This is a genomic window from Micromonospora chokoriensis, assembly GCF_900091505.1.
Lineage (GTDB): Bacteria > Actinomycetota > Actinomycetes > Mycobacteriales > Micromonosporaceae > Micromonospora > Micromonospora chokoriensis.
In genome coordinates this window covers 918,327-944,745 of sequence record NZ_LT607409.1, presented here as the reverse complement: position 1 = coordinate 944,745, position 26,419 = coordinate 918,327, and the positions used below count along the sequence as shown (strand labels likewise).

General features: G+C 71.3%; 20 protein-coding genes. 10 read left to right on the top strand and 10 right to left on the bottom strand.

The window, feature by feature from the left end:
* Positions 1-26 precede the first annotated feature (26 nt).
* The 3 genes from GA0070612_RS04395 (at position 27) to GA0070612_RS04385 (ending at position 4,398) form a co-directional block, all read left to right on the top strand.
* On the top strand, positions 27-1,559 hold the full coding sequence (locus tag GA0070612_RS04395) for an NADH-quinone oxidoreductase subunit M (protein WP_088986754.1): 1,533 nt from the start codon (positions 27-29) through the stop codon (positions 1,557-1,559).
* Between the two features lie 109 nt (positions 1,560-1,668).
* Complete coding sequence (gene nuoN / locus GA0070612_RS04390; RefSeq protein WP_088986753.1) at positions 1,669-3,222, top strand: NADH-quinone oxidoreductase subunit NuoN; 1,554 nt, start codon at positions 1,669-1,671, stop codon at positions 3,220-3,222.
* Positions 3,223-3,312: 90 nt separating this feature from the next.
* The gene (locus GA0070612_RS04385; RefSeq protein WP_088986752.1) at positions 3,313-4,398 is read left to right on the top strand and encodes a polyprenyl synthetase family protein; all 1,086 of its coding nucleotides are present in this window, start codon (positions 3,313-3,315) and stop codon (positions 4,396-4,398) included.
* Here the strand turns inward: GA0070612_RS04385 and GA0070612_RS04380 are convergent.
* Entirely contained in the window at positions 4,374-5,603 is a 1,230-nt protein-coding gene (locus GA0070612_RS04380; RefSeq protein WP_088986751.1) for an MFS transporter, read from the bottom strand. The genes GA0070612_RS04385 and GA0070612_RS04380 overlap by 25 nt on opposite strands.
* Before the next feature lie 154 nt (positions 5,604-5,757).
* Here GA0070612_RS04380 and GA0070612_RS04375 point away from each other — a divergent pair, with 154 nt between their 5' ends.
* Positions 5,758-6,540: an IclR family transcriptional regulator gene (locus GA0070612_RS04375; protein WP_088986750.1), complete on the top strand. Its 783-nt coding sequence runs from the start codon at positions 5,758-5,760 to the stop codon at positions 6,538-6,540.
* Positions 6,541-6,618: 78 nt separating this feature from the next.
* Here the strand turns inward: GA0070612_RS04375 and GA0070612_RS04370 are convergent, their stop codons facing one another.
* On the bottom strand, positions 6,619-8,745 hold the full coding sequence (locus GA0070612_RS04370; protein ID WP_088986749.1) for a PhoX family protein: 2,127 nt from the start codon (positions 8,743-8,745) through the stop codon (positions 6,619-6,621).
* 235 nt (positions 8,746-8,980) lie between these two features.
* Between GA0070612_RS04370 and GA0070612_RS04365 the strand changes: the two genes are divergently transcribed.
* Complete coding sequence (locus GA0070612_RS04365) at positions 8,981-9,475, top strand: sigma-70 family RNA polymerase sigma factor (protein WP_231924593.1); 495 nt, start codon at positions 8,981-8,983, stop codon at positions 9,473-9,475.
* A complete protein-coding gene (locus tag GA0070612_RS04360) occupies positions 9,472-10,182 on the top strand; it encodes an anti-sigma factor family protein (RefSeq protein ID WP_088986747.1) in 711 nt (236 codons plus the stop codon). Before GA0070612_RS04365 ends, GA0070612_RS04360 begins: the two co-directional genes overlap by 4 nt.
* Positions 10,183-10,245: 63 nt before the next feature.
* On the opposite strand, the gene rarD is transcribed toward GA0070612_RS04360, so the two are convergent.
* The 4 genes from rarD to eccE all read right to left on the bottom strand — a co-directional run bounded on the left by rarD (position 10,246) and on the right by eccE (position 14,114).
* Positions 10,246-11,181 (bottom strand): EamA family transporter RarD, encoded by a 936-nt coding sequence (gene rarD / locus GA0070612_RS04355; protein WP_088986746.1) that lies wholly within the window; start codon positions 11,179-11,181, stop codon positions 10,246-10,248.
* Positions 11,178-11,675 carry a GNAT family N-acetyltransferase gene (locus tag GA0070612_RS04350; RefSeq protein ID WP_088991264.1) on the bottom strand — a complete coding sequence of 166 codons (498 nt, stop codon included), beginning with the start codon at positions 11,673-11,675 and terminating at the stop codon, positions 11,178-11,180. Before GA0070612_RS04350 ends, rarD begins: the two co-directional genes overlap by 4 nt.
* Before the next feature lie 106 nt (positions 11,676-11,781).
* A complete protein-coding gene (locus GA0070612_RS04345) occupies positions 11,782-12,168 on the bottom strand; it encodes a phage holin family protein (protein ID WP_088986745.1) in 387 nt (128 codons plus the stop codon).
* A gap of 62 nt (positions 12,169-12,230) precedes the next feature.
* Entirely contained in the window at positions 12,231-14,114 is a 1,884-nt protein-coding gene (gene eccE / locus GA0070612_RS04340) for a type VII secretion protein EccE (RefSeq protein ID WP_197699305.1), read from the bottom strand.
* Positions 14,115-14,397: 283 nt separating this feature from the next.
* Between eccE and GA0070612_RS04335 the strand changes: the two genes are divergently transcribed.
* Complete coding sequence (locus GA0070612_RS04335) at positions 14,398-14,718, top strand: WXG100 family type VII secretion target (RefSeq protein ID WP_088986744.1); 321 nt, start codon at positions 14,398-14,400, stop codon at positions 14,716-14,718.
* Positions 14,719-14,740: 22 nt separating this feature from the next.
* The gene (locus GA0070612_RS04330; protein ID WP_088986743.1) at positions 14,741-15,034 is read left to right on the top strand and encodes a WXG100 family type VII secretion target; all 294 of its coding nucleotides are present in this window, start codon (positions 14,741-14,743) and stop codon (positions 15,032-15,034) included.
* Between the two features lie 97 nt (positions 15,035-15,131).
* On the opposite strand, the gene mycP is transcribed toward GA0070612_RS04330, so the two are convergent.
* Positions 15,132-16,355 (bottom strand): type VII secretion-associated serine protease mycosin, encoded by a 1,224-nt coding sequence (gene mycP / locus GA0070612_RS04325; protein ID WP_088986742.1) that lies wholly within the window; start codon positions 16,353-16,355, stop codon positions 15,132-15,134.
* Positions 16,356-16,507: 152 nt separating this feature from the next.
* Here mycP and GA0070612_RS04320 point away from each other — a divergent pair, with 152 nt between their 5' ends.
* Both GA0070612_RS04320 and GA0070612_RS04315 read left to right on the top strand, forming a co-directional pair.
* A complete protein-coding gene (locus GA0070612_RS04320; protein ID WP_088991262.1) occupies positions 16,508-19,306 on the top strand; it encodes an SseB family protein in 2,799 nt (932 codons plus the stop codon).
* Positions 19,303-19,668: a hypothetical protein gene (locus tag GA0070612_RS04315; RefSeq protein WP_088986741.1), complete on the top strand. Its 366-nt coding sequence runs from the start codon at positions 19,303-19,305 to the stop codon at positions 19,666-19,668. The genes GA0070612_RS04320 and GA0070612_RS04315 overlap by 4 nt, the downstream gene beginning before the upstream one ends.
* Positions 19,669-19,672: 4 nt before the next feature.
* Here GA0070612_RS04315 and GA0070612_RS04310 read toward each other — a convergent pair whose 3' ends face one another.
* The 3 genes from GA0070612_RS04310 to GA0070612_RS04300 form a co-directional block, all read right to left on the bottom strand.
* Entirely contained in the window at positions 19,673-20,605 is a 933-nt protein-coding gene (locus GA0070612_RS04310) for an alpha/beta fold hydrolase (protein ID WP_088986740.1), read from the bottom strand.
* Positions 20,606-20,770: 165 nt separating this feature from the next.
* Positions 20,771-23,203 (bottom strand): immune inhibitor A domain-containing protein, encoded by a 2,433-nt coding sequence (locus GA0070612_RS04305; protein WP_088986739.1) that lies wholly within the window; start codon positions 23,201-23,203, stop codon positions 20,771-20,773.
* A gap of 332 nt (positions 23,204-23,535) precedes the next feature.
* Positions 23,536-26,331 carry an immune inhibitor A domain-containing protein gene (locus GA0070612_RS04300; RefSeq protein WP_088986738.1) on the bottom strand — a complete coding sequence of 932 codons (2,796 nt, stop codon included), beginning with the start codon at positions 26,329-26,331 and terminating at the stop codon, positions 23,536-23,538.
* Positions 26,332-26,419: the final 88 nt, after the last annotated feature.

Below are 26,419 nucleotides of genomic sequence, written 5' to 3'. Positions count from 1 at the left end.
AGTGACGACGGAGGTAAGGCCGCATAATGTCCAACTTCCCGTTCCTCTCGGTGCTCACCGTGGCGCCGCTGGTGGGCGCCCTGGTGGTGGCCTTCCTGCCGCGCCACCGGCCGGAGCTGGCCAAGCAGGTGGCGTTCGCCTGGTCGCTGCTCGTGTTGGTGCTCTCGGTGGTGATGTGGGTCAGCTTCAAGACCGGCGGTGACCGCTTCCAGTTCCGCGAGTCGTACTCGTGGATCCCGAACTGGGGTGTCAGCTTCACCTTCGCGGCCGACGGCATCGCGCTGGTGATGCTGATGCTGATCGCGGTGCTGGTCCCGCTGGTGATCCTGGCGTCGTGGCACGACGCCGAGTCGTCGAAGCGGTCGGTGCCCGTCTACTTCGCGCTGCTGCTGGTTCTCGAATGCACGATGATCGGTGTCTTCGCGGCCGCCGACGTCTTCCTGTTCTACGTGTTCTTCGAGGTCATGCTCGTCCCGATGTACTTCCTCATCGGCAGCTACGGCGGCCACCAGCGGCAGTACGCGGCGGTGAAGTTCTTCCTCTACTCGCTGGTCGGCGGTCTGTTCATGCTGGCCGCCGTGATCGGCCTGTGGGTGGTCGGCGGCAAGACCTTCGACTGGCAGGCGCTGTCGCAGGTGGACATCAGCACCGGCACCGAGCGGTGGCTGTTCCTCGGCTTCTTCCTCGCGTTCGCGATCAAGGCGCCGTTCTTCCCGTTCCACACCTGGCTGCCGGACGCCGGTGGCGCGGCCCCCGCGGGTGCCGCGGCGCTGCTGGTCGGTGTGCTGGACAAGGTCGGCACGTTCGGCATCCTGCGTTACTGCCTGCCGCTGTTCCCCGAGGCGTCGAAGTGGTTCGCGCCCTGGGCGTTGGCGTTGGGCGTGATCGGCATCATCTACGCAGCGCTGCTGGCGGTCGGCCAGAACGACCTCAAGCGGCTGGTGTCGTACACCTCGATCGCGCACTTCGGTTTCATCGGTGTGGGCATCTTCGCCTTCACCACCCAGGCCGGCACCGGCGCGGTGCTCTACATGCTCAACCACGGCCTGGCCACCGGCCTGCTGTTCCTCGTGGTGGGCATGCTGGTCGCCCGGCGTGGCTCGGCGCTGATCAGCGACTTCGGTGGTGCCGGCAAGCTGGTCCCGGTGCTCGCCGGGGTGCTGTTCTTCGCCGGTCTCGCCTCGCTCGCGCTACCGGGCACGGCGCCGTTCATCTCCGAGTTCCTGGTGCTGATCGGCACCTTCACGGTGAACAAGCCGGTCGCGATCATCGCCACGCTCGGCATCATCCTGGCCGCCGCGTACGTGCTGTGGATGGTGCAGCGCACCACCCAGGGCACCCTCAACCCGGCGCTGACCGAGGTCGACGGGATGCGCAAGGACCTCAACCTGCGCGAGAAGGTCGTGGTCGCCCCACTGATCGCACTGATCGTGCTGCTCGGCTTCTTCCCCAAGCCGGTCACTGACGTGATCAACCCGGCCGTCCAGGCGACCATGGACGACATCGGTAGAACCGACCCGGCCCCGTCGGTGGGCACCGTCCAGGAGGCAGGCCGGTGAGCGCGAGGAGTGAGCTCGCGAGCCCCATCCGGCCGCGCGAGGAGAGAGCGAAGCGAGCCCCGCAGTCGCGGGCAAGGTGTGGCGCAGGCGCGAACGAAAGGTCGGCACAGTGACCGAGTTGAAACTGCCGTCGATCGACTACGCGGCGCTCTCCCCGATCCTGATCATGCTGGGCGCCGCGTTGCTCGGCGTGCTGGTCGAGGCTCTCGTGCCCCGGCGCTGGCGGCACGTGGTGCAGCTGACGCTGGCGCTGCTGGCCGTGCTCGCGGCGCTGACCATGGTGGTCCTCAGCGCCGACGAGCGGATCGTCACCGCCGGCCGGGCCCTCGCGATCGACGGGCCGACGCTGTTCCTCCAGGGCGCGATCCTGGTGCTGGCCGCGATGGCGCTGCTGTTGATCGGTGACCGCTCGGTCGAGCGCGGCGGGGCGTTCGTCGCCCAGGCCGCGGTGACCGCCGAGTCGGCCGACGACCGGCGGCAGGCCGAGGGGCGCAACGGCCTCACCGAGGTCTACCCGCTCACCACGTTCGCGATCGGCGGCATGCTGATCTTCGTGGCGGCGAACGACCTGCTGACCATGTTCATCGCGCTGGAGGTCTTCTCCCTGCCGCTCTACCTGCTCTGCGCGCTGGCCCGTCGCCGGCGGCTGCTGAGCCAGGAGGCGGCGATGAAGTACTTCCTGCTCGGCGCGTACGCCTCCGCGTTCTTCCTGTTCGGGGTGGCGCTGATCTACGGCTTCACCTCCGGCATCCCGGGCCGGCCGGCCGGCGTCGACTTCGCCACGATCGACGCGGCGGTGAGCGAGTCCCCGGCCAGCCCGGTGCTCCTCTTCGCCGGCATGGCGTTGCTCTCGATCGGCCTGCTCTTCAAGGCGGCGGCGGCACCGTTCCACGTCTGGACGCCGGACGTCTACCAGGGCGCACCGACCCCGGTCACCGGCTTCATGGCGGCCTGCACCAAGGTCGCCGCGTTCGGTGCCCTGCTGCGGGTCTTCCACGTAGCGTTCGCCGACGCCAGCTGGGACTTCACCCCGGTCCTCGGCGCGGTGGCGGTGCTGACCATGCTGGTCGGCGCGGTGCTCGCGGTCACCCAGACCGACATCAAGCGGTTGCTCGCGTACTCCTCGATCGCCAACGCCGGCTACCTGCTGGTCGGTGTGCTGGCGCCGAGCCGCGACGGGCTCTCCGGCACGATGTTCTACCTGGTCGCGTACGGCTTCTCGGTGCTGGCCGCGTTCGCGGTGGTGACCCTGGTGCGGGACTCCGACGGGGAGGCCACCCACCTGTCCCGCTGGGCCGGGTTGGGTCGGCGGTCGCCGTTCTTCGCCGCGCTGTTCACCTTCATCCTGCTGGCCTTCGCGGGTATCCCACTGACCAGTGGTTTCACCAGCAAGTTCGCCATCTTCGGGCCGGCGCTCGACGGCGGTCAGGCCTGGCTGGTGATCGCCGGTGTGCTGACCAGCATGGTGCTGGCGTTCCCGTACCTGCGGGTCGTGGTGATGATGTGGCTCTCCGAGCCGGGCGAGTCCACCCCGACCGTCACGGTGCCCGGCGGGCTCACCGCCGCCGCGTTGACGATCGGTGTGCTGGCCACCCTGGTCCTGGGTGTCGCCCCGGCGCCGCTGCTCGATCTGGCCAGCGGAGCTGCCGAATTCGTTCGATGACGGAAAGATCGATCACCGGGGGTCGGCGCGTGTTCACGTGCCGGCCCCCGGTGCGTATCCCCGACCCGGAGCAGGTCGAACGGGTGTGGCATGGTTGATAGCGTGGTGAATCCGGCGGGTGAGCGTTCAGGTGCCTCCGGCTCCGCCGGTCGGCGGGGTCGGGCGAGCACGAGTCAGTTCGGCGCGATCGGCCTCCACCTTGCCGATCCGCGGGTCGAGGCGTCCGTGCTGGCGGTTCTGGACACGGTCGAGGTCGAGTTGCGGGCCAGTGTGTCCAGCGCGGACCCGTTCGTCACCGAGGCCGCCCGGCACCTTCTGGAGGCGGGCGGGAAGCGTTTCCGGCCGCTTCTGGTGGCCCTCGGCGCACAGTTCGGTGACCCCACCGGCCCGCAGGTGGTCCCGGCCGCAGTGGTGATGGAGCTCACCCACCTGGCCACCCTCTACCACGACGACGTGATGGACGAGGCCGTCGTCCGCCGGGGCGCGGCGAGCGCGAACTCCCGCTGGACCAACTCGCTCGCCATCCTGGTCGGCGACTACCTCTTCGCCCGCGCGGCGGACATCGCCGCCGACCTGGGCCCGGAGGCGGTCCGGTTGCAGGCGCGCACCTTCGCCCGGCTGGTGCACGGCCAGATCGCGGAGACCGTGGGGCCGCGCGCGGACGACGACCCGGTGACCCACTACCTGAACGTGATCGCCGACAAGACCGGCTCGCTGATCGCCACGTCGATCCGGTTCGGCGGCATGTTCGGTGGCGCCGCCCCGGAGCACGTGGAGGCCCTCGCCGGTTACGGCGAGACGATCGGCGTCGCCTTCCAGCTCACCGACGACCTGCTCGACATCGCCTCCGAGTCGGTGCAGTCGGGCAAGACGCCCGGCACGGACCTGCGCGAGGGCGTTCCGACGCTGCCGGTGCTCTACGCGCGCCAGTCGGACGACTCGGACGCCGCCTCGGTGCGTCTGCGGGAGATTCTCGCGACCGGCCCGCTGACCGACGACGCGCTGCACGCCGAGGCGCTGGGGCTGCTCCGGGAAAGCCCGGCGCTCAAGCGCGCCCGGGAGACCGTGCGCAGTTACGCCGAGGACGCCCGCGCGAGTCTGGCCCCCCTTCCGGAGGGCCCGTCGCGGCAGGCGCTCGAATCGCTCTGCGACTACATCGCCGACCGCACCAGCTGACCTTCGCCCCGGCTCTCGACGGCGGCGGCACGGCCCAGCAGGCGGCCGCCGCCGAGCATGAGGACGGCGGCCAGCAGCATGGCCGCCGCCGCGGTGGTCCACATGGCCGGATAGCCGAGGTGGGCGGCGAGCGGGCCCAGACTCAGCGGGCCGAGACAACCGCCCGCGTACACCCCGGTCTGGGTGATCGAGGTGGCGGCGGCCGGTGACTGCGGGTGGAGCCGGACCACCGCGAAGGTCATCAGGCCGGGCCACGCCCACCCCAGACCGAAGCCGAGCACCACGCCGACCACCAGCGGCACCGGGCCGGTCAGCGCGAGGAGGCCCAGCCCGACCGCGCCGACGACGAGCATCGCGGCGATGAGGGCGACGTGCCCGGTGGCACGCCGATCGGCCAGCCAGCCGGTACCCACCCGGGCCGCGACGCAGACCGCGCTGCCCAACGTCAGCGTCAGGCCCGCCAGGCCCGGCGACATCCCCCGGGCTGCGGCGGAGTCCACCAGGAAGGTGCCCAGCGCGTTGGCCGCCACCGCTGCCAACGTCGCCGCCGCGCCGACCACCACCAGCGCGGCCGTCGCTCGGCCGGCGCGCGTCGCGCCGGCCCGTCGCGGCGGACCAGGTATGTCCCGGGGTACGGCGGGCAGCGTCGTCATCGCGACCACCGCCGCCGCCACGAACGCCCACCGCCAGCCGACGGTGAGCGCGATGACGGGCACCGCTGCGCCGGCCAGCAGGGTCGAGATCGGGATGGCGGCCTGCTTCACACCGAACGACAGCCCCTGCCGTCGGGCCGGCACGTGCTGGGCCAGGGCCGTGTTGCTGGCCAACTGGCCGAGGGCGTTCGCGGCGGCGCTGAGGGCCAGCAACCCGACCAGCACCGGGTACGACCGGGCGGCAGCCGCCACGGCCAGCATCGACACGGCGGCGAGCGCGATGCCGCAGCGGGCCACCCGGGCCGGGCCGTACCGCTCGACCAGGCGGCCGGAGGGCACCGACGCCAGCGCGCTGACGCCGAAGTAGACGGATACGGCCAGGCCGAGGCCGGCCGGGGAGAAGCGGAGGTCGCTGCCCATCTGCACGGCGAGGCCACCGAGCAGGAACACGGGGAGTACGCAGGCCACTGTGGTGGCGACTGCGCCGGCGCTGGCCCGGATCGGGTGGGATCGGGCGGCGGTCGGCTCGGGGGTGATGGCGGTGTTGGTCATCGTCCGGCAAACCTACGTGAATCCGTCTCAGACCACTCGCCGTGACGGTCGGACCACGAGCTGTGGATGGTGATCTGGCATCCTCGACCCGAACAGGCATTTCGCACCGGGCCTGTTTTTCATATGGTGTAAGTCCCCGGCGGCGGAGGTGGTTGTGCGCGACCCCTTGGCAGAACCTTCGGACCTGATCCGCAGCGTGTCCCGAGCACTGCGGGTGCTGGAGTCGGTCGGTCGCGCCCCCAAGGGCCTGACCGTCAAGCAGATAGCCCGGCGGTGCGAGCTGACCGTGGCCACCACCTACCACCTGGTCCGCACACTCGCCTACGAGGGCTACGTGATCCGTCGCGAGGACGGCACGTACATCGTGGGGTTGGAGGTGGCCGACCGGTACCGGGAGCTGGTGACCGCGTTCCGGGGCCCTCCAGCGGTCGGTGAGACCCTACGGCGGGCCGCCCTGGACACCGGCTACAGCCACTACCTCGGTCGCTTCGTCGGCGGTCAGGTGGCCCTCACCGCGGTCGCCGAGGGGCACCGCTCGCCGTACCTGGAGGATCTGGTCCCCGGCTTCGACGAGGGGGCGCACGCGACGGCCCTCGGCAAGGCGCTGCTCGCCACCCTCAGCGTCGACCAGCGCCACCGCTACCTGCGCGAGTACGGCATGCGCCCGTTCACCACCGCCACGCTGACCACCACCGAGACGTTCGAGGCCGACCTGGCGGCCGGCGACCGGCGCGGCATGCAGCTGGAGATGGGGCAGTTCCGTCAGGGGGTCGCCTGCGCGGCGGTGCTCGTCGCCCCGGACAAGGACATGGAACGCCGCGTCGTGCTGGCGTGCGCGTTGCCGGCCAGTGAGATGATGACCTCCGCCCGGGTGGTCCGCGCCAAGCTGCTCACCGTGGCCCGCAGCGTCGCCGACGGCATCGCCTCCGACACCTGACTCGGCAACGCCAGAGGCCCTCTCCCCGGCTGGGAGAGGGCCTCCGGGGGCGGTCCAGCCCCGACCGCCTGCGCAACGTCAGCTGCCGATCGGGCCGCCGTCCAGACGCCAGGCGACCACCACGCCCGGCTTGGCGAAGTCGCCGTCCGGCCAGTTCGAGGCCGGGTTCTCCACCGAGGCGCCGGTGATCTCACCGGGGTGCTGCACCGCGACGAACACCGAACGGTTGTCACCGGTGATGAACGGGCCGCAGGTCTCCGCGCCGAGCGGCACGGTCAGGAACTGCTTCAGGTGCCCCCGCTCCGGGCCCTCCACAGCGGTGGCGAACAGGCCGTCGTTGCTGCCCAGAGCGTTGCCGTCGGTGGAGATCCACAGGTTGCCGGTGGCGTCGAAGGCGACGTTGTCCGGGCAGGAGATCGGGGAGACCCTCGTCTTGTCGTACCCGGCGAAGAAGGTCGACGCGTCGGTCGGGTCGCCACAGACGATCGGCAACGACCAGGCGAAGGTCTCCGAGGTGTTGTCGCCCCGGTCCTCCACCAGCTCCAGGATCTGCCCGTGCTTGTTGGCGTTGCGCGGGTTGGCCTCGTCCGGCTTCGGGTTGCTGCCGACCCCACGGTTGGTGTTGTTGGTCAGCGCCACGTACACCTTGCCGGTGAGCAGGCTCGGCTCGACGTCCTCGGGGCGGTCCATCTTGGTCGCGCCGACCTTGTCACCGGCGAGCCGGGTGAAGGTGAGCACGTCCGCGGCGGTCATCCCGTCGACGAACGAGCGGTTGCCGCTGACCAGCTTGATCCAGCGACCCCGGCCGTTGAACGCGCCGTCGGTGGGCAGCTTGCCCGAGCCGTCGATCTCGGCCGCGCTGGTCTGGTCCAGCCGCGCCACGTAGAGCGTGCCGGACTCCAGCAGGGTCAGGTTGTGCTTGCGGGCGGCCCAGGAGTTGCCCTTCATGAACTTCTGGTCCGAGACGAACTTGTAGAGGTAGTCGAACCGCTCGTCGTCACCCATGTACGCGACCACGTGGCCGTCCTTGGCGACGATCACGTTCGCGCCCTCGTGCTTGAACCGGCCCATCGCGGTGTGCTTGCGCGGGCGGCTCTCCGGGTCGAACGGGTCGATCTCGACGATCCAGCCGAACCGGTGCGCCTCGTTGGGGTGCTTCGCCAGGTCGAAGCGCTCGTCGGCGCGCTCCCACTTGCGGCTGCCGCTGGGGTAGCGGCTGGCGGTGCTGATGCCGTAGCGGTCCAGCTTCGGCTTCAGCTCGGCCGGTGCCGCGTCGGCGCCCACGAAGTACTGGTTGAAGTTCTCCTCACCGGAGAGCACAGTGCCCCACGGGGTCACGCCACCGGCGCAGTTGTTCAGGGTGCCGACGACCGTACGACCCCTGGGGTCGGCGGCGGTCCGCAGCCAGGCGGAGCCGGCCGCCGGGCCGGTCAGGTCGAACTTGGTGCTCAGCGCGGTGATCCGCCGGTTGTACGCGCGGGGGCCCTTGCCGACCGGCTTCCACTGCCCGGTGCCCGCGACCCGCTCCACCTCCACCACCGACATGCCGTGCGCGGCCATGGCGGTGCGCAACTGCTCCACGGAGAGCCCGTCCAGGCCGGGGAAGCCCGGGAACATGAGGTCCTCGTTGGTGTACTCGTGGTTGACCACGAGCAGCGCACGCTTGCCCTGCTTGTCCAGCGGCAGCACGCCCACGAAGTCGTTGTTGTAACCGAACTGCTTGGACTGCGCCGCGGCGGTCTGGTGGTGCAGGTTGAACTCGGGCGCGCCCGGCAGCACCGGGTCACCCCACTTGATCACGACAGCGTGGTCGTACCCGTTCGGCACGACGAGGGTGTCCAGCTTGTTCGGCGGGATCGGCTTGAAGGTCAGCGCGCCGTTGCCGACACCGGTGCCGGGACGGCCGAAGCCGAAGGCCTCCGGACCATCCGGGGTGGTGGGGGCGGCCACGGCGGGTGCCGCGCCGGCGAGCGCACCGGCCGCCGCGCCGCCGAACCCGAGGACCAGGGCGCCGACAGCGCCGGCCCGGACCACGCCGCGCCGCGAGACCTCCGCGTTCACCACGTCACCGAAGTACGCGTTGTCGGAGGTGTTCGGGACCGGGTGGTCGCAGGCGTTTCCGCACCGGTACAGACAGGTCATGGCGTCACGGGTGCCATGGCGGTTGCCGGTCAACAGGGGGAGCAGCCGGGGGCGGTCGCTCATGGGGGAAGCCTCCAGGGAGTCGGTGGCACGACAGGCGGCGTACCCGCCGGACGCTAGGAGGACGCGGTGAGCGCTCGTCAGCCGCGATGTGAACCGGGCATGAACACCTCTCTGGACGACAACCGTCTGACCTCGGGCTGAACCGTTCGGCGTCACCGCACGTACTCACGGGCGGACGCACCGCCGGACGCGCGCAGGAAGCGAGGAGACCGCCATCAGCGACCACGACGCCCAACTGCTGCGCGCGCTGCACGACGAGCACGCGGAGGCGCTGTACGCCCATGCCCTGCGGCTGGTCAACGGGGACCGGCAGCGCGCCGAGGACCTGGTGCAGGAGACCCTGCTGCGGGCCTGGCGACACCCGGAGTCCCTCGACCCGAAACGCGGTTCGGTGCGGTCGTGGCTGTTCACCACCGCCCGCAACCTGGCCATCGACGCCTGGCGGCGACGGTCCACCCGGGTGGGCGAGGTGTTCACCGACGACCTTCCCGAACCGCCCGAGGTGATCGACGAGGCGGAGCGGGCGGTGGAGGCGTGGACCGTCGCCGAGGCGCTGAACCGACTGAGCCCTACCCACCGGGAAGTGCTCGTCGAATGCTTCTACCAGGGGCGGTCGGTGGCCGAGGCGGCGTCCCGCCTGGGCGTACCGCCGGGGACCGTGAAGTCCCGCACCCACTACGCGTTGCGGTCTCTACGGTTGGTCCTGGCCGAGATGGGGGTGACGGGATGACCCGGTGCGAGTTCGCGTACGACGACGGCGCGTACGTGCTGGGTGCCCTGGCCCCCGCCGAACGGGCGGCGTACGAGCGGCACCTCTCTGGCTGCGCCTCCTGCCGCGAGTCGGTCGCCGAGATCGCCGTGCTGCCCGGGCTGCTCGGGCGCCTCGACCCGGCGGGACTGGAGCAGATCCTGCCCCCGCCGGCCCCGCCCCGGGTGCCCGCTCTGCTCGACGAGGCGCGGCGTCGCCGGCGTCGGCAACGCTCCGCGGACCGGCGACGGTACGCGCTGACCACCCTCGCCGCCGCCGGGCTGGCCCTGGTCGTGGGTGTCGGCACGGCCGCGGTCCTGCCCCGACCGGCGGCACCGCCGCCCGCGGCGCAGAGCACCCCGGGCCCGCAGGTGTCGATGGTCGCCATGCGGCCGGTGGCCCAGGCCGGGCCGGTGCACGCCGACATCGGACTGGTCGGCACCAAGTGGGGCACCCGGGTGACCATGCGGTGCGGCTACGACGCGCGGACCAGCTACGGCAAGGCGTACCCGTTCCGGCTGGTGGCGCGCGGCCCGAACGGCGCCACCGAGCAGATCGGCTCCTGGCTGGCGGCCCCCGGTGACGACCTCAGCTTCACCGGCAACACGAGGTTCACCGACGCCGAGCTGGCCAGCGTGGAGCTCCAGAAAGCCGACGGCACCCCCCTGCTCACCTACGCCGTCCCATAACCCCGCCCCGCCCCCCGCCCCGGATCTTGGCGCGGGGCGCGGGGCGCGGGGCGCGGGGCCGAACTAGGGCCGGGCGGGCACCACCACTCCATGATCGACGGTGGGTTCGGAGTGGCGGGACCGGGCTCTGCGGGAGGTCCGGACGGCGTCGGTGGTGAACACGATCAGGGCCAGCCAGACCAGCCCGAAGCCGGCGAGGCGGGCCGGCGGCATCGGCTCGTGGAAGATCAGCACACCGCAGCCGAGCTGCAGGATCGGCGCCAGGTACTGGACCATGCCGAGGCTGCTCAGCGGCAGCCGGTTGGCCGCCCCGGCGAACATCAGCAGTGGGGTCGCCGTGGCCGCTCCGGCGAGCACGAGCAGCGCGGTGTGCCCGGCCGAGACGTGTCCGAAGGTCGATTCGGCCCGCGCGGTCAGCCAGGCGAGGTAACCCAACGCCGGTAGCGCCAGCACCGCGGACTCGACGAAGAGCCCTTCCGCCGGTGGCAGCCCCATCCGCTTCTTCACCAGCCCGTAGCCGGCGAAGCTGAACGCCAGGGTCAACGCCAGCCAGGGCAGCCGGCCGTAGTCGACGGTGAGCACCACGACCGCCGACGCGCCGATGCCCAACGCCACCCACTGCGCCGGTCGTAGCCGCTCCCGCAGCACCGTCACACCGAGCAGCACCACGACCAGCGGGTTGATGAAGTAACCCAGCGCGGTCTCCACCACCCGGCCGGAGTTGACCCCGTAGATGTAGGTGCCCCAGTTGACGGCGATCAGCGCCGCGGCGGCGACCATCCCGGCCATCGCCCAGGGGCGGCGCAGCAGCGCCCGCAGGAAGCCGACATTGCGCAGCGCGCCCAGCAGCAGCGCCACGAACACCACCGACCAGACGACCCGGTGGGCCAGGATCTCCAGCGCGCCGGCCGGCCGCAGCAGCTTGAGGTAGAGCGGGAAGAAACCCCAGAGCAGGTACGCGCCGAGGCCGTAGAGATATCCCAGGCGGAGAGGCGTCACGCCTCCACCGTAAGGGGCGTTCCGCTGTTTTGTTCCTTTCCGGTGATCGGGGTCACCGGCGGACGGCGGTCGAGAATCATCCACCGCTCCGGGGCGTCCAAGGGCGTGAAGCCCTCCCGCGCGTACACCTGGTGGGCGTCGTTCGTGATCAGCAGGATCCGGAGCACGCCCAGCTCGGCCAGGTGGTCCCGGGCTGCGCCGACCATCCACCCACCCAGCCCGCGACCCCGGGCGACCCGGTCGACGTACACGTCGCAGAGCCAGGCGAAGGTGGCGCCGTCGGTGACCACCCGGGCCACCGCCACCTGACGGCCGTCCTCGGGCCGGTAGACGCCGAACGGCAGCGAGCCGGCGAACGCCCGGTCGGTGACGGCGCGGTCGCGCCCGAGTGCCCAGTACGCGTCGGTCGACAACCAGTGGTGCACCAACTCCAGATCGAGCCGGGCAGGATCGGTGCTGAGCAGGTGGCCGTCGGCGCTGGTCAGTGAGAACACCACGTGACGCTAACCGCCGGGATGGGCGCCCACGGTGGCCAATTCCCAGTAGGTGGTCAGCGGCCCGCCCCGACGGAGAGCCGGGGCGGGCCGATCTGGTCGGCGGTCAGTCCCGGTCGAGGACGGCGCCCAGGATCCAGGTCACGATGCTCACGAAGAGGGCGCCGAGTACGGCGGCCGGCCAGAAACCGTCCACCGTGAACGGCAGCCCGGCCTGGTCGGCGATCCAACTGGTGAGAAGGAACAGCAGCCCGTTAACCACGAGCGCGATGAGACCCAGGGTCAGCAGGTAGAAGCCGCAGCCGACCGTCTTGATGATCGGCTGGAGAACCGCGTTGACCACGCCGAAGATCACCGCCACCAGGAGCAGCGTGGTCACCGTCTCGACTGCCGAGTTCGAGTCCAGAGAGATGCCCGGAATGAGGAGTGTGGCCAGCCAGAAAGCCAGCGCTGTGCTGGCCAGCCGAATCAGCAGACCCTTCAGAAAACCCATGGCGGGGATCGTGCCACGGACCACGCACCCGCGTAACCCGGCAGTTGACCATCCTGCGGGGATCAACCCCGCGCCGGTCGTCCGATCAGTTGTGACTCGATCGGAGTGGGGGAGAGCAGCGCCCAGCGCAGCGCCCTGCGGTTGACCACGGCCACCATGTCGTCCCGGATCCGGGTCAACCACTCGGCCGACCCACCGAGCCCGAGCGCGGTGCCGGCCAACGCGGCCTCGGCGGCGTTCAACGGTTGCAGCAACGCCAGGTCGGCGCGGCTCAACGTGTCCACGTCCGCCGGCGTCAGCTCGTCGCGTACCACCAGGGTGGCCCGCCACGGCGGGCCCGGCTCGGCGTCGGCCGGCACCGGCCCCGCGTCGACGACCAGCAGCAACGGGCGCAGCGCACTGCCCACCCCGTCGGCCACCGGGCGGCCGGGCGGGATCAACGGGATCGTCCCGCCCGGCGCGCCCACACCCCGGACGAACGGTTCCCAGGCGCGCGGCCGGGACGTCTGCACCACCACCAGCGCACCGAGGGCCAGGGCGCGCAGGGCCACCAACTGGGCCGCGCGCACGCCGCCGACCAGCAACACCCTTGTGCTCTCCGGCCGGAACAGTCGTACGGTGACAGCCCCGCCGTGCCGGTTCCTGCCGACCATCATCCCCGCGTCGCCCACCGTGAGCTCCCAGTCGTCCAACGCGGGGCGGGCAGGCGCTTCGTCGATGGTCAGCGCCAACGGCAGTGTCGCGCCGAGCCCGCTCAGGTGCGCGCCGTCGAGCCGCCGCAGCTCCCCTCCCAGGTCGGCCACCAGGCGCGTCAACGCCTCGGCGGCGACGGCCAGCTCGGTCGCCGTGCCGGCGGCCAGGCGTACGGTCAGCACGGTCGGCATCCCGGGGGCGGAGGCGGCCGGGGTCGGGCCGGTGGAGATCGACACGGTCGTCGCGGTCACCGGTAGCGCGAGCAGCCGGGGCACCAGTCGCCGTCCACCGGTGCCGTCGGGCCAGCGGACCAGCCGGAAGGTGGCCTGGTGCAGAGTGCCGGACCGAAGCGCGAACCAGGCCTCCCGGACCGGCTGCCCGTCGTGATGGGCCAACTCGCCGAGCACACGCAGGGCCGCGGGCACGCCCAGCGGCCGAGCGGTCAACGGCCCGAGCCGGCGGACGATCCGGCGCACCGTGCCGGCGAGCACCCGGCGCAGATCCTCTCCGGTCCAGCCGTCCACCCGCAGCACCCGCACCGCCACCACCGCCCGCTCCCGACCGGCGAGCCGCCCGTCGGTGAGCTGCCGGTACGACGTGCCGACCGTCCCGGCCGCCGAGGGCACCGGCGCCGGCGCCCCGCTGAGCAGCAGTTGGACCCGTAGCGGGGGAACATCCGTCCCGGCCGGCGGCAGCAACGCGGACGGCGCGGGGATGGCCCGGGAGGCGTCGCCGAGCAGGTCGCCGGGGTCGCCGAGCTCCAGCAGCACCACCATGCCCGCGGTGTCCTCCAGCACCGCGGCAGGTCCACCGGTCAGCTCGGTGGACTGGACGACAGTGCCCGGAGCGACCAGTTCGAGCAGGTCGGCCGCGTCGGCCGGCCCGGTCAACTCCCGGCGACGGGTCAGGTGCTCGGCGGCCGTGCCCAACCACTCGAAGAGCCACCGGCCCCGGATCCGGACCACGGCCACCGCCACCAGCAGTACGGCGACGAGCGTCGCCGCGACGGTGAGCGGTGCCGGCCGACCGAGGGTGATGAGGACGAGCGCCGCCGCGACCTGCACGGTGACCAGTTGACCGGCCCGGACGCCGGCATCGGTGCCCCGCGCGAACGGTGACCGGCGAGGTGGTGCCTGCTGATCGGCCAGCCCCGGCCCGCGGTCGGTGGGCGGGCCGACCGTCGGTGACCCGGTCGCCGGCCCAAACCGGGCTGGTGTCGCCCGGTGCGGTCCTCCAGTGGTGATCGCCGGCACCGCGCCTCCTCGACCTGTGGGGACCGTGTCGGGCCGGCGGCCGACCGGCCGTCACACGCCGCGACGTGGTTGCAGCACATCGTAAGTGACCGATGGCTGCCGTGGTTGTCCACAGGGGAGCCGCAGGGGGTAGCAGAACTGCTACGAGGTCGCTACCGTCAGCCACGAAAGTTCGTCGCTGACCCGTGTCTCAGTGCTCGACGGCCGGGCCGAGCGGCCGACGCGCCCCCAGGGTGGGCGCGTCGAGAGCCAGGTGCGAGCAGAGAGACGAGGTGACGTCCGGGTGTCCCAGACGCAGGCAGAAGCCGCGGTGATGCAGCAGACAGCCGCGAAGTTCGAGCAGGTGGACCAGTCCTTGCAATCCATGCTGACCGGCCTGCTGGCCGAGCTGGAGGTGTTGCAGCAGGCCTGGCGTGGCGCCGGTGGGCGATCGTTCGAGCAGGTCAAGCAGCAGTGGTCGCAGGATCAGGCGGCACTGCACCGGGCGCTGCGGGAGACCGCCGGCGCGATCCGCACCGCCGGCCGGCAGTACGACGTCTCCGACGACGAGGCCGCCAGCCGGGTAGCCGGCACCAATCGCGGCGGCATCCAACTGCCGCTCTGAACCCGCCCGGGGAGGAAATCCGATGGACCACGGTGTGCTGGTCGTCAACTTCGCCGCGCTCCAGCAAGCTGGCGCGGACATCCAGAAGGCGTTGAACAGGCTCGACTCGCAACTCGGTCAACTCGAACGCGACGCCGCTCCGCTGGTGGCGAGCTGGACGGGCGAGGCCCGCCAGGCCTACGAGCAGCGGCAGGCGCGGTGGAGGTCCGCCTCGCAGGATCTCCAGGCGATGCTGCGGGACATCAAGGTGGCGGTGGGCGACTCCGCCTCCGACTATCTGGACACCGAGAAGAAGAACACCGGGTTGTTCCAGTGAGCGCGGTGAGCCGGGAGCGCTGACCATGTCCAGGTCGGCGCCCCGGCCGCTGCGCCGCAGCGGTCGGGGCGGTGTGCGGAGCGCTCGGTCTGCGAGGTCAGGCCTCGCCGGCTGGACGCCAGCGTCGGCGGGCCCCACGGGGCAGCACCAGGGCGAGCAGCACCACGGTGACGGCCGTCAGGCCGACCACCACGCCGACCAGCAGGGCCCGGTCCCGTGCCGACGCGCGCCGGGCCTGGCGGGCGAGCGTCGCCGGGTCGGCTCGGTCGTCGGCGAGAGCGGTGACCTGCCAGGGGCCGGCCGCACGGCTGCCGCCGGTCTCGGTGACCGCCCGGTAAGGGTTCAGCACGCCGGCTCCGTACCCGCCACCCCGGCCGACTCCCGGAGCCGGGTCGGCGGTGGCGATGATCCGTTCGGCCACCTGGGCAGCGGTCAGCTCCGGCCGATACTCGCGCAGCAACGCGGCGGTGGCGGCCACGAAGGGCGCCGCGTAACTGGTGCCCTCGACCTGATGGTGGCCGGCTCCGGGTGCGGCGGTCAGCACCTCGCTGCCGGGTGCCACCAGGTCGACGTACGGGCCGCTCTGGGAGAAGGCGGCCCGCACCCCGTCCGCCCCGATCGCCCCCACGCCGATCACCCCGTCGTAACCGGCGGGGAAGGGCTGCGGGTCGCCACTGTCGTGCAGGTTGCCGGCGGCGGCCACCAGCACCACGTCCCGGTCGACCGCGTACCGCACCGCCGAACGCACCTCCGGGTCGTCCGCGTACAACACGACGGACAGGTTGACCACGTCGGCGTCGTGGTCGACGGCCCAGCGGATCGCCCGGGCGAACTCGTCGGCGGTGACCGTACGACCCGACTCCCGACCCTGCACCACCTGCTGTTCACTCACCCGCACCGGCAGGATCCGGGCATCCGGTGCGAGGCCGTGGAAGGCGACCCCGGGGCGGGGCGCCGCCGCGATGATGCTCGCCACGCCGGTGCCGTGCCCGGCGCAGTCCCGGCTGCCGTCGCCGCCGAGGTCGAGCAGGTCGGTGCCGGTCAGCACCCGCTCGGCCAGCTGGGGGTGCGCCCGATCCACCCCGGAGTCGACCACCGCGACGGTCACCCCTGCGCCGGTGGCCAGGGGGGCGAGCCGGGTCGGGTCGTACCGTCGCTGCGGCCATGGTGCGGCCGTGACCGGCCGAGCCGGGGTGGCCGAGGTCGCGCAGGCCGGCACCACGCGCAGCCCGGCGGTGGCGGCGACGGTCGGGAGGGCCGGTACGGTCAGGAGGCCGGCTGTCAGACCTGCGACGACCGGGCGCGTGATCGGTCGAGACATCGACGGCCTCCGTATCGTGTCGGGTCCGGAACGGGATGTTATCGCCTCACCCACGCCCCGGCAGGCCGCCGACGGTCAGCCATTGTGATCTTGGTACCACCTTGTAGGTTGTACGCGATACCTGTGGCCTGTTCTCGGAAGGGGAGGTGGCCGTGACCGAATGGGAGCCGGCCACGGAGGCCGAGGTGGCGATGCGCGACGCGCTGCACGCCAATGACCAGGAGCTCTACTTCCGGCTTCTGTCCCGCACCGACCTGCTGTTGCCGGTCTCCGCCCCGACACAGCCCGGCCAGCCACCCGCCGGCTGGGGCACCTGGACCACCGGTGGTCGGACGCACGTCCTGGCCTTCACCTCCGCTGCCGCACTGCGGGCGTGCCTCGGTGAGCATCCGGGCAGCAACCGACGCGTCCCCTTCGCGGACCTCGCGGTCGGCTGGCCCAATCAGGAGTGGTGGCTCGCCGTCAACCCCGGCCTTCCGGTCGAGGGTTACCTGCCGGCCTGGTTCGTCGCCCAACTCTCGCGGGGGGACGTCCGTCTCCCCGGCCGTGCCATGGGTGCCCGCGCCCGCCTGGAACGGGCGGAGACCCTCGCCCGCACCCGGAGCGGGTCTCCCGGTCGGGACGCGACGCCGGCCGCTGGTCGACAGTCGGCGGCCCGTGCGTCGTCGCCCGGCTCGGACGCGACGGTGCTCGCTCCGACTCCTCCGCCGCCGGTTCCGCCTGCTCCCGTTCCCCCTGCCGCTGTTCCGCCTCCCCCCGTTCCGCCTGCCCCGGTCCCTCCTCGCGGGCCCGCGAGGGATGCGCAGCCGCGGGTGGGTGCCCCCTCGGTGCCGGGCCCGGCGTCCCGCACGCCCACCCCGGCCGAGCCGTCGCGCCGACCCGGTGCGGAGGACCTGCCCGCCGGTCAGCGACCACCGACCGAGCCGCCCCGACCGAGCGCCCTGCCCCGTACCGGTCGACCGTCCCGGTTCGCACCGCTGACGCCTGCCGACCACCCCGGTGCCGACCAGTCGAGGTCCGGCGCGGGCTGGCCCGCGGCGGCCCGGCCGGGCGACGACGGTCCGCTCGGCGGCAACGGTGGGCCGCAGGCTCCCCGTCGCTCCTTCTTCGAACCCAGCACCGCCCGGGATCGCGGCCCCGACCCGAGCACGAGCGGAGGCCGTCCAGGTGACCGGGCCGCCCCGCCGACGCGCTTCGGGCGTGGCAGTCAACCCTTCCCCCGTCGCCGTCCGGCCGATGCTCCGGCCGACGAGACCGCCACCCGGGCCTTCCCGATGGGCGACCCGGACGCCACCCGGCCGTTCCGGCAGCCGGTGTCAGACCTCGGCGCACCCCGAGGGGTACGCGCACCGGCACCCGCCGAGGAGGTCACCCAGCCGCTGCCTCCACGCCGGCCCGACCTACTGGCGGAGGAGCCCACCCGCGCCTTCCGGATGACCGGCGAGCCGCCGCTGACCCGAGGGTCGGAGCGGCCCAGCCCTCCGGCGGAGGAGACCCAGGCGATCCCGCGCGACCGGCCGAGCCCGTACCCGCCGGTGGAGGAGCTGTCGACGTCGGCTGCGGAGCCGGTGTCCGGCCCGCCCGCGCCGCGCCGCGGCTTCACGCCCATCGTCATCGAGGGCACCATCATCGAGTCCCGCGATCTCACCGCCGCGGTCGAGACCAGCGACCCTGCCGATGCCGCACCGCCGCCGTTCGGGTCGACGTCCTCCGGGCCGAGCATGTTCGCCCCGTCGTCGTTCAGCCCGGCCCCGCCGTCGTTCACCCCGGCCCAGCGGGTGCCGAGCCCGTCCGTCGCGGGACCCACCGTTGCGACGGAGACCACAGCCGCCCGCGTCGACAGCCCGGTCGGTGGCGCTCCGTCCGACCTCGGCAGCCCGTCGGACGGCGTGCCGAGCACCGATCTGCCCGTCGGTGGCGAGAGCCACACCGCGGACGGCGACGGGCAGCGCCCGCCGGCCGACGACCCGGCGGCGGTCGACTTCGAGCCGGCCAACACGGTCGAGGAGGACCTTCTCGGCGCCGCCGGCTCGGGCAGCACCGACACCTTCCTGTCCACACTGCTGCTGGCCCGGGTCCTGCTGCCGGCGGCACCGGAGTCGCTGCGCGGAAGCCGCCCCGGGGATGCGGGCTTCGTCTGGCGTACGGCGCAACTCGACGGCGAGACGTACGTGGTGGTCTACACGTCCCCCGAGCGCCTCGCCGACCACTTCGAGGGTGACGTCGACACGGTCCGGGTGAAGTTCGCCCAACTGATCCGACGTTGGCCGGACGAGGACTGGTCGTTCGCCGTCAACCCGGGCACACCTGTCGGTGCCAAGTTGCCCGGGGAGCAGATCGTCGCGTTGGCCAACTGGGCCGCCGAGGTGGGGCTCGGTGACGACCTGGAGGTCGACCCGGAGGAAGCCCCGGTCGCGGCGGAGCCCACCGCCCGCCCCCGGTACGCTCCGGCCGCGGTCGACCCGACCCGACCGACTGTCATGCAGAAGGCGATCGCCCCCTCCCAGCTCGCCTACTACCTCGACCGGGGGTACGACCGGGTCTCCGGCTTCGTGCACCGGGCCGGTGAGTTGGCGCACCTGACCACGCCGGCGCAGGTGCACGACGCGCTCGGCCTCAGCTACCCCGGCTCGCCGTTCTCCCGCGACGCCGAGGAGATCTACGTGCTGCGCTGGCCGGCGCACCGGCCGAGCCTCTACCGCATCCCGTACGGCGGTCAGAACGAGCCGGCGATGCGAGCCATGGAGGGCTGGGTCATCGAGCGTCCCCCGTTCCGCGGCAACGGCTTCGCCCCGGGTGAGAGCAGCGACGTGGTGGCGGAGTTCAAGGTGGACAGCGCACGCCTCCCGCACGGCGCGCAGCTGTGGCGGATCGGCGTGGACGGCACCGAGCGGGTGGTGGCGGAACTCGACACCGACACGGTGGTCTGGCGACGGGTCGGTGAGGCGTGAAGCGCGACGGCTACGTGGCCCGTTGGCAGGGCCGGGAATACCAGGCCAGCCCGGACGGCGACAACATTCGCCTCTACCAGCCGGAGCCGGGCGAGGGCTTCGAGGAGGTCCGCGCGGGCCGGTACGTCCGGGTGCTGCCGGCGAGCGAGATCGAGGACCTGGCGTACGTGCGGACCACCTGCACCTGGCAGGGGCAGCCGTTCATCGTGCTCGGCGAACACGACGCCTGGCTGCGGGTGGAATACACGGGTGGCCGCTGGCCGGTGGCGGAGGCGATGCGGCTGGAGGTCTTCGACTTCGGCGTCTACCAGGGGTGGGCGCCGGCCGCCGAGGTCACCGACCTGCGGGAGCAACGGGTCTGAGCGGTCAGCTCTTGGCCCAGCGCAGGATCTCGCCGAGCACCAGATCGGGCGTCTCCAGGTGCGGGAAGTGCCCCACCCCGTCGAGCAGTCGCCACTCGTAGGGCGCGACGACGTAGCGGCCGGAGCCCAGGGCGGTCCGCGGCAGCGAGGCGGCATCCAGCGCCCCGTGCAGTTGCAGGGTCGGGGTGGACAGCGGCTTCTGCATCAGGCGGACGAACCGGTAGCCGTGCAGCCGCAACAGCGAACGGAACGCCCACCGGTAGCCCTCCAGGGCGCAGAACGCGGCCTGCGGGATGCGCATCGCCTCCCGGCACCGCTCGCTGTACGCCGCGAACTCCGGGCCCGCCACCCAGCGCGGCCCGCCCCAGCGGCGCAGGATCTCGTCGACGCCCGCCGCGCCGTCCCGGGTCAGCACGTGTTCGTAGCGGGGTAGCTGGAATTTCAACGCCGGTGTGGAGGCGGCGAACTGCCCGCGCGGGTCGGCGAAGATGGCGGCGCGCAGTCGCAGCGGGTGCGGCGCACCCAGCACCACGAGTCGACGGACCAGCGACGGGTGGAACGAGGCCACCGTCCACGCCACCATGCCGCCGAGGCCACTGCCGACGATCGTCGCCGACCGCTCACCGAGCGCACGGATCAGCCCGGCGATGTCGGCGGCCAGGGTGTAGCCGTCGTACCCCCGGGGTGGTTTGTCGCTGGCGCCGTAACCGCGCAGGTCGACGGCGACCGCCCGGAACCCGGCGTCGGCGACGGCCGGCAGCATCTGGTGCCACGCCCACCAGTACTCCGGGAAGCCGTGCAGGAACAGCACCATCGGCCCGGTGCCGGCCTCGACCACGTGGAACCGGCTGCCGTTGGCGCCGACGAAGCGGTGCGTCCACGGCCCTTCGGTGAGGACACAGGACTCGTCGACGGCCCCGCCGCGCTGGTCGGTCATGGCAGACAGCCTAGGGCCCGGCTGCCGCCGACGACCCTGGTGGTCGCGTTGAACAGGGGAAAGCCCCGGGTTTGACCCGGAGCGGTGCCAGGGTCCGGCCGGACAACGGGCGACGCCCGGGCAGGTGGCCTGCCCGGGCGTCGCTTGGTGCTGGTGGACCAGTGGTCAGCTGATCCGGATCTTCATCGAGGTGCCGTCCTGCTCCAGAACCTTGATCTTGACACCGGTGGCGGGGAGCTTGACGCCGTGGTTCGGCAGCTCCTCGTAGAAGTACTTCTTGGTGTCGTCGAACAGCGGCTCGGCATCCTGGCCACGGATGTACTGCGGCTGGCTGTTGAGGTGCAGGGTGAACGAGTCGGCCTTGTTCAGGCTGAACGGCGCGTCGTACATCTGGATGCGGGCGCGCCACGGGGCACCGGTCAGGTTGTAGATCGGGCGCGGGTGCGCGTCGATGTACAGGTTGCGACCCTCACCCGGGTGACCACCCGGGTTGGTCGGCGAGGCCGGGGCGGTGTTGTTGTCCTCCCAGCGGGTGTTCCAGTACGAGATGAGCAGGCCCTCCTGGTACGCGTAGTGGTCCACCCAGTCCGGGCGGGTGTTCGCGTAGCCGAAGAAGTACGGGCCGGTCTTCAGGTACTTGTCGTAGGACACGTAGGACCGGTTGCCGGCGATGTAGAAGTTGTCGAACTCGTCGGTGTAGGTGGCACCGACGGCCTCCCACTCGCTGAGCGCCCAACCCGCGTCGGTCTCGGCACCGTCGCTGAACACGGTCTGACCGTCGGCGGTCACGGTGATCGCGTCACCGAAGAAGCCGCCCTCGGACACGCCGCCGTCGGTGACGTAGTGCAGGCGGACCTGCGCCACCTTGCCGGCGAGCGAGGTCAGCGGGATGTTGATGTCGGCCCACGCGCCGTTGCTGGTGCCGTCGAGGGCCGGGCGGCCCGCGCCGTCCACGCCGATCGGCTGGCCGTTGACGGTGCCGTCCAGGTCGGTCCAGGTCTGACCGCCGTCCGTCGACGCCTCGAAGTAGAGGTAGTCGTAGCCCGCCTCGATGCTGTACTTGCCCTTCAGCGACATCGCCGCCGAGGACTTGCCGGTCAGGTCGAACGTCCTCGTCATGGTGCCGTCGAGGTTGTCCCTGTTGCCAGAGAAGTACTGCTTCGAGCCCTCGAACGGAGCGCCGTAGTTGAAGGTGTACTCCCGTGGTGGCAGCACGACGATGACGGCCTGTGCCTTCTTGGAGTTGTATTCCTGCGGGCCGAGCTCCATGGTGCGCTTCTGCCCCGCCACGACCACCTCGTAGTCGAGCCAGCCGAGCTGGAACTTGTTCCAGGCGCCGAGGTCGCCGCCCCGGTCGCCGATACCGGCGTCGTTCTTGGCACCGAGCCGGCTCTGGGCCATCAGGGTCCAGTGCTCGTTGCTGTTGTCGGCGGGACCGTAGTCGTCCGGCAGGCCGAGGTCGTGGCCGTACTCGTGGTAGAAGACGCTGCGACCGCCGTTTTCCGGCTGGATCGTGTAGTCGCGGATCCAGACGCCGGTGTTGCCGATCTGGGTGCCGCCGATCGGGAAGTTCGGCGGGCCCACGGGCGAGCTGTTGAACGCCGACCAACGGTGGCTCCAGATCGCGTCCTCACCCTGCTGCGGGTCGCCATCGGCCTGGTCGCCGCCGGAGTGGACGATCTGGAAGTGGTCGATGTAGCCGTCCGACTCGTTGAAGTCGCCGTCGCCGTCGTAGTCGAAGCGGTCCCACTGGTCGAAGGACTTCATCTCCGCGGCGATCTCCGCGTCCGTCCGACCCTTGGCCTTCTGGTCGGCGACCCACTGGTTGGCGGCGTCGCGGATCAGGTACCAGGTGTTCGAGCAGACGTTGTCGCCGCAGACGGCGGGGTCGCCGGTCGGGTCGTCGTCGGCCTTCGGGTCGTCGGAGCGACCGTAGCGGGCCTCGTTGTACCGGACCTTGACCCAGTCGGTCACCTCACCCTCGACGGTGTAACGACCCGAGGACTGCGCCTCGTAGTACTGCTTGAGCGACTCGTCGCCCGGGTTGGTGCCGAAGTAGAGCTGGCGGAAGTGCTCCGGGCTGAAGTCCGGCTGCCAGATGGTGGAGTTGTCCACAGCCCGGTTGGGCTCGGGGATCTTGTTGTGCAGCGGGCCGTCGAACGTCGCCGGTCCGGCGATGTCCGGGTTCATGTCCTTGTCCGGGTAGGACGGGTGCCGTTCGTCACCGAACTCGGCCAGAATCACGAAGATCTTGTCGGTCCGCTCACGCTTGAGCTCGACGTACTGGTCCCTGGTCTCCTGGCCGCCGCCGGCGGTGCGGGCGCGGGCGTTGCTGCCCGCCTTGCCGACCTCGCCGACCTTGACGACAGTGCTTCCGTTGCGCTCGATCGGCTTGCTGCGACCGGTCAGCACGTCGGCGAGACCCTGCTGACGCAGCGCGCGGCGCTTGTCCTCAAGCTTGTCGGGGAGCTCATCCTTCAGCGCCTGTGGTTCGGCAGCGGCCGGTGCTGCTGCCGGCAGTTTGGGCTGCGGGGCCGCCGAGGCGGACGGGCCGATCGCCAGGCCTGTCGCCGTCAGTGAAAGCCCGAGCAGACCCACTGCGACTTTGCGCACGTGGTACCTCCGGTGTGAGGGAACCGGCCCAACGGGGGTACGGGCCGGTGGGAGATCGATCCCACTAGTGGGACCATTGGTGAACATAGACACTGCCGGGACGGGTGGGAAGACGAACGCGTCGATTTGTTGCAAGATTTTGTTGGGAATGCTTTTCACCGTCACACACCAGGGCTTCATCAGCCACGCTGACCAGCGACGATGGGCCCGGCCTGCTTCACAGCGACCCATTTCGATCAATGTGATCGATGTACGACAGTGGGGCCGGTGACGTCTCCGTCACCGGCCCCACCGTCAGTTGTCGAACCGGAAAACCGTTACTTCTTCGCCGGGGTGACGAAGATCTGAGCCGACGAGTTGTCGCTCGCCGCCTTCTTGATCGTCAGCGAGACGCCGTAGTTCACGCCCTGGTCGCCCGGGTTGCCGGTGCCCAGCACGATCGCCCCGCCGCCCAGGGTGACGCCGTAGAACTCCGGCGCCGGGCTACCGTCCGGGTTGGTGACCCGGGTGGTGTACGGCGCGTTGTCCCGCGACGGCAGCACCACCGACGCGTCGTTGTCCCGGGCGTACGCGGCACCGTCGCGCATCTCGATGCCCGGGTACCAGCCCTTGGCGTCGGTGAACGACTTGACCGGCGGCAACCCCTTGAACTTCGTGCAGTACGCGCTGTACGGCTCGTCCGCCGCCTCCAGGCACTCCGTGAAGGGGTACGTCCGGTTCAGCGAGAACGCCGCGTTCGACGACTGCGGACGGCTCGGCAGGTTGTCCGTCACCGACGGGTCCTTCACGGCCGCCTCGCCGGTGCGGCGCAGCGGGTCGAAGTGCGAGTCGACGATGAGCAACCCGCCCTTCGCGCCGTAGCTGGGCAGGGCGGTCATCTGCCCGGTGACGTGGTTGACGTCGCCGAGCGCGGTGTCCCGGTACCAGACCAGCATGCCCGGGGCGTTGTAGGAGATCCGGTCGACCTTCCACGCCTCGTGCGAGTAGATGGTGTCGTAGGCGTACTGGAGGCCCTTGTCGAAACCGTCGAAGTTGCGCCACTCCGCCAGGTAGTACTGGGCGTGCACCTCGGTGCCGGTGGAGACCTTCCAGCCCCCGCCGGTGGTGTCGACGAAGGTGCCGCCGGTGGCCGTCCAGCCGTTGTCGCCGCCCTCGACGTCGTCACTCCAGGTGGTCGCGCCGCCGCCGGTGACCGAGAAGTCGTCGACGAACCAGTTGCGCTCCTCGAACGCCTCGTCGGTGGCCAGCCGCAGCCGCACCTGGACGGTCGTCCCGGCGTACGCCGACAGGTCGACGTAGTCGTGCCGCCAGCCGTCGGTGCTGCCGGTCAGGCCGTACTTCTTGCCACCGAAGTCGTTCATCCGACCGTTCGGGTCGGCGTAGCCGTCCGGGGTGGTGACCACGGCGCCGGACTCGTCGTACACCTTCTGCTCGGTCCAGGTCGTACCGCCGTCGGTGGAGAGCTCGACGAAGCCGTAGTCCCAGTCCTCCTCGATGATGTAGTTGTTCCACATCCAGAACTTCGAGTCGGCTGCCGCCGGCACGTCGACCGAGCGGCTCAGCTTGACGTCCGCCCACTCCTGGTCGTTGTTGCTGTGCCACATCTTCGTGCCGCTGTGCGGGGTGGCCAGCGTCGTCACCTTGTCCGGCAGGTCGACCTTGATGCCGTCCTCGGAGTCGATCGGGGTACGCGACGTCTGGCCCAGCTTGACCTCGCGGGGGTTCGATCCGGGACGGATGGTCAGCGGGTCGGCCCAACCGAGCACCCACTTGTCCCAGATGCCCATGTGCGTCGGCAGCGCCTGGAAGATCTCGCCCGAGTGCGAACCGGAGGCCATCAGGTCCCAGAAGTCCACATCGGAGTCGGCGTTACCGGACGTGTCGTAGAGGTCCGGCAGGCCCAGGTCGTGACCGAACTCGTGGGCGAAGACACCGACACCGGCGTCCTCCGGCTGCACGATGTAGTTCGACGCCTTGATGTTGGTGCCCGGGATGGTGTAACCGCCGGCAACCGTGGAGGAGTGCGCCCAGACGGCGTACACGCCCTGGTCGCCGCCGCCACGCGACTTGCCCTGACCGGCGTGCACCAGCACCAGGTGGTCGATCACGCCGTCCGGCTCGAAGAGGTTGCCGTCACCGTCGCGGTCGGCCTGGTCCTCGATGTCGTAGTCGGCCCACGGGAAGTCCGGGTCCTTCGCGACGAGCGCGTCGATCGCGTCGGTCGCCAGGCGGCCCGCGCCGGCCGGGTTGTCCGGGTGGCCGTTCATCGACTGCTCACGGCCGGGAACCCAGGCGCCGGTCTCGTCCTGGAAGCAGCGGTTGGCGGCGTACCAGCCCTCCGAGTGCGGCACGGTGATCCACGGGCTGGCCTGCCCGTCCACCGTGTACGCGTTCTTGGACATCTCCAGGTACATGTTGTGCATCGTGCGACCGGACAGGTCGATGCCCTTCTTGCCGTCCGGGCCCTTGAGGTCGGTGCGGACCCGCTCGGTGATGCCCTTCTTGCTGTACAGCATCTTGTTGTAGTGCTGCGGCGAGAAGTCCGGCACCCACATCGAGTTGTTGTCCTCGTGCGGCAGTCGCGCCGGGTCCGGGATCTTGTTGTGCTTCGGGCCGTTCTGGACGGTGCCGGGGACGCAGGTCCGGTCCTCGAACACCGTCTTCGGCACCATCACGTCGGTGAAGTCGTCGTTGGCCTTGTCGTTGAACTCGACAAGCAGCGTCAGCAGCTTCGCCGTCTGCGTGGTCGGCGCCTTCTTGAACTTGCGGGGGTTCTGGCCCGTCTTGAGTGACTGGGCCTCGGCCTTGGCCAACTGCCGGGCCGCCACCGGGTTGCCCCGGGCGTGCTTCCGGTCGAACGCGCGCGCCGACTCGGCGGCAGGGGTGTAGACGCCGCCCTTGCCCTTGACCTCACGACCGTTGGTGTCCGGCTGCACCTCGGGCTCGGCGTAGTTGATGTAGTGCTCGTCGGCCCCGATCACCGCCCTGGGGGTGGGGGACGACGACTGGGCGGCCGCGCTGCCGGTCACGGTCAGTGACGTGGCCGCGAGGGCGATGACGGGCAACGCGACGAGTAGTCGTCGGCGTGACCCCGGACGGGAGTTTCTGTTCATGCCACTCCGTTTCTCGGGCAGAGGACGTCGGTGGGGCCCGTGCGCCGGGGCGCGTCGAGACCGGCCGACGAGCGTGAAACTAAATGAC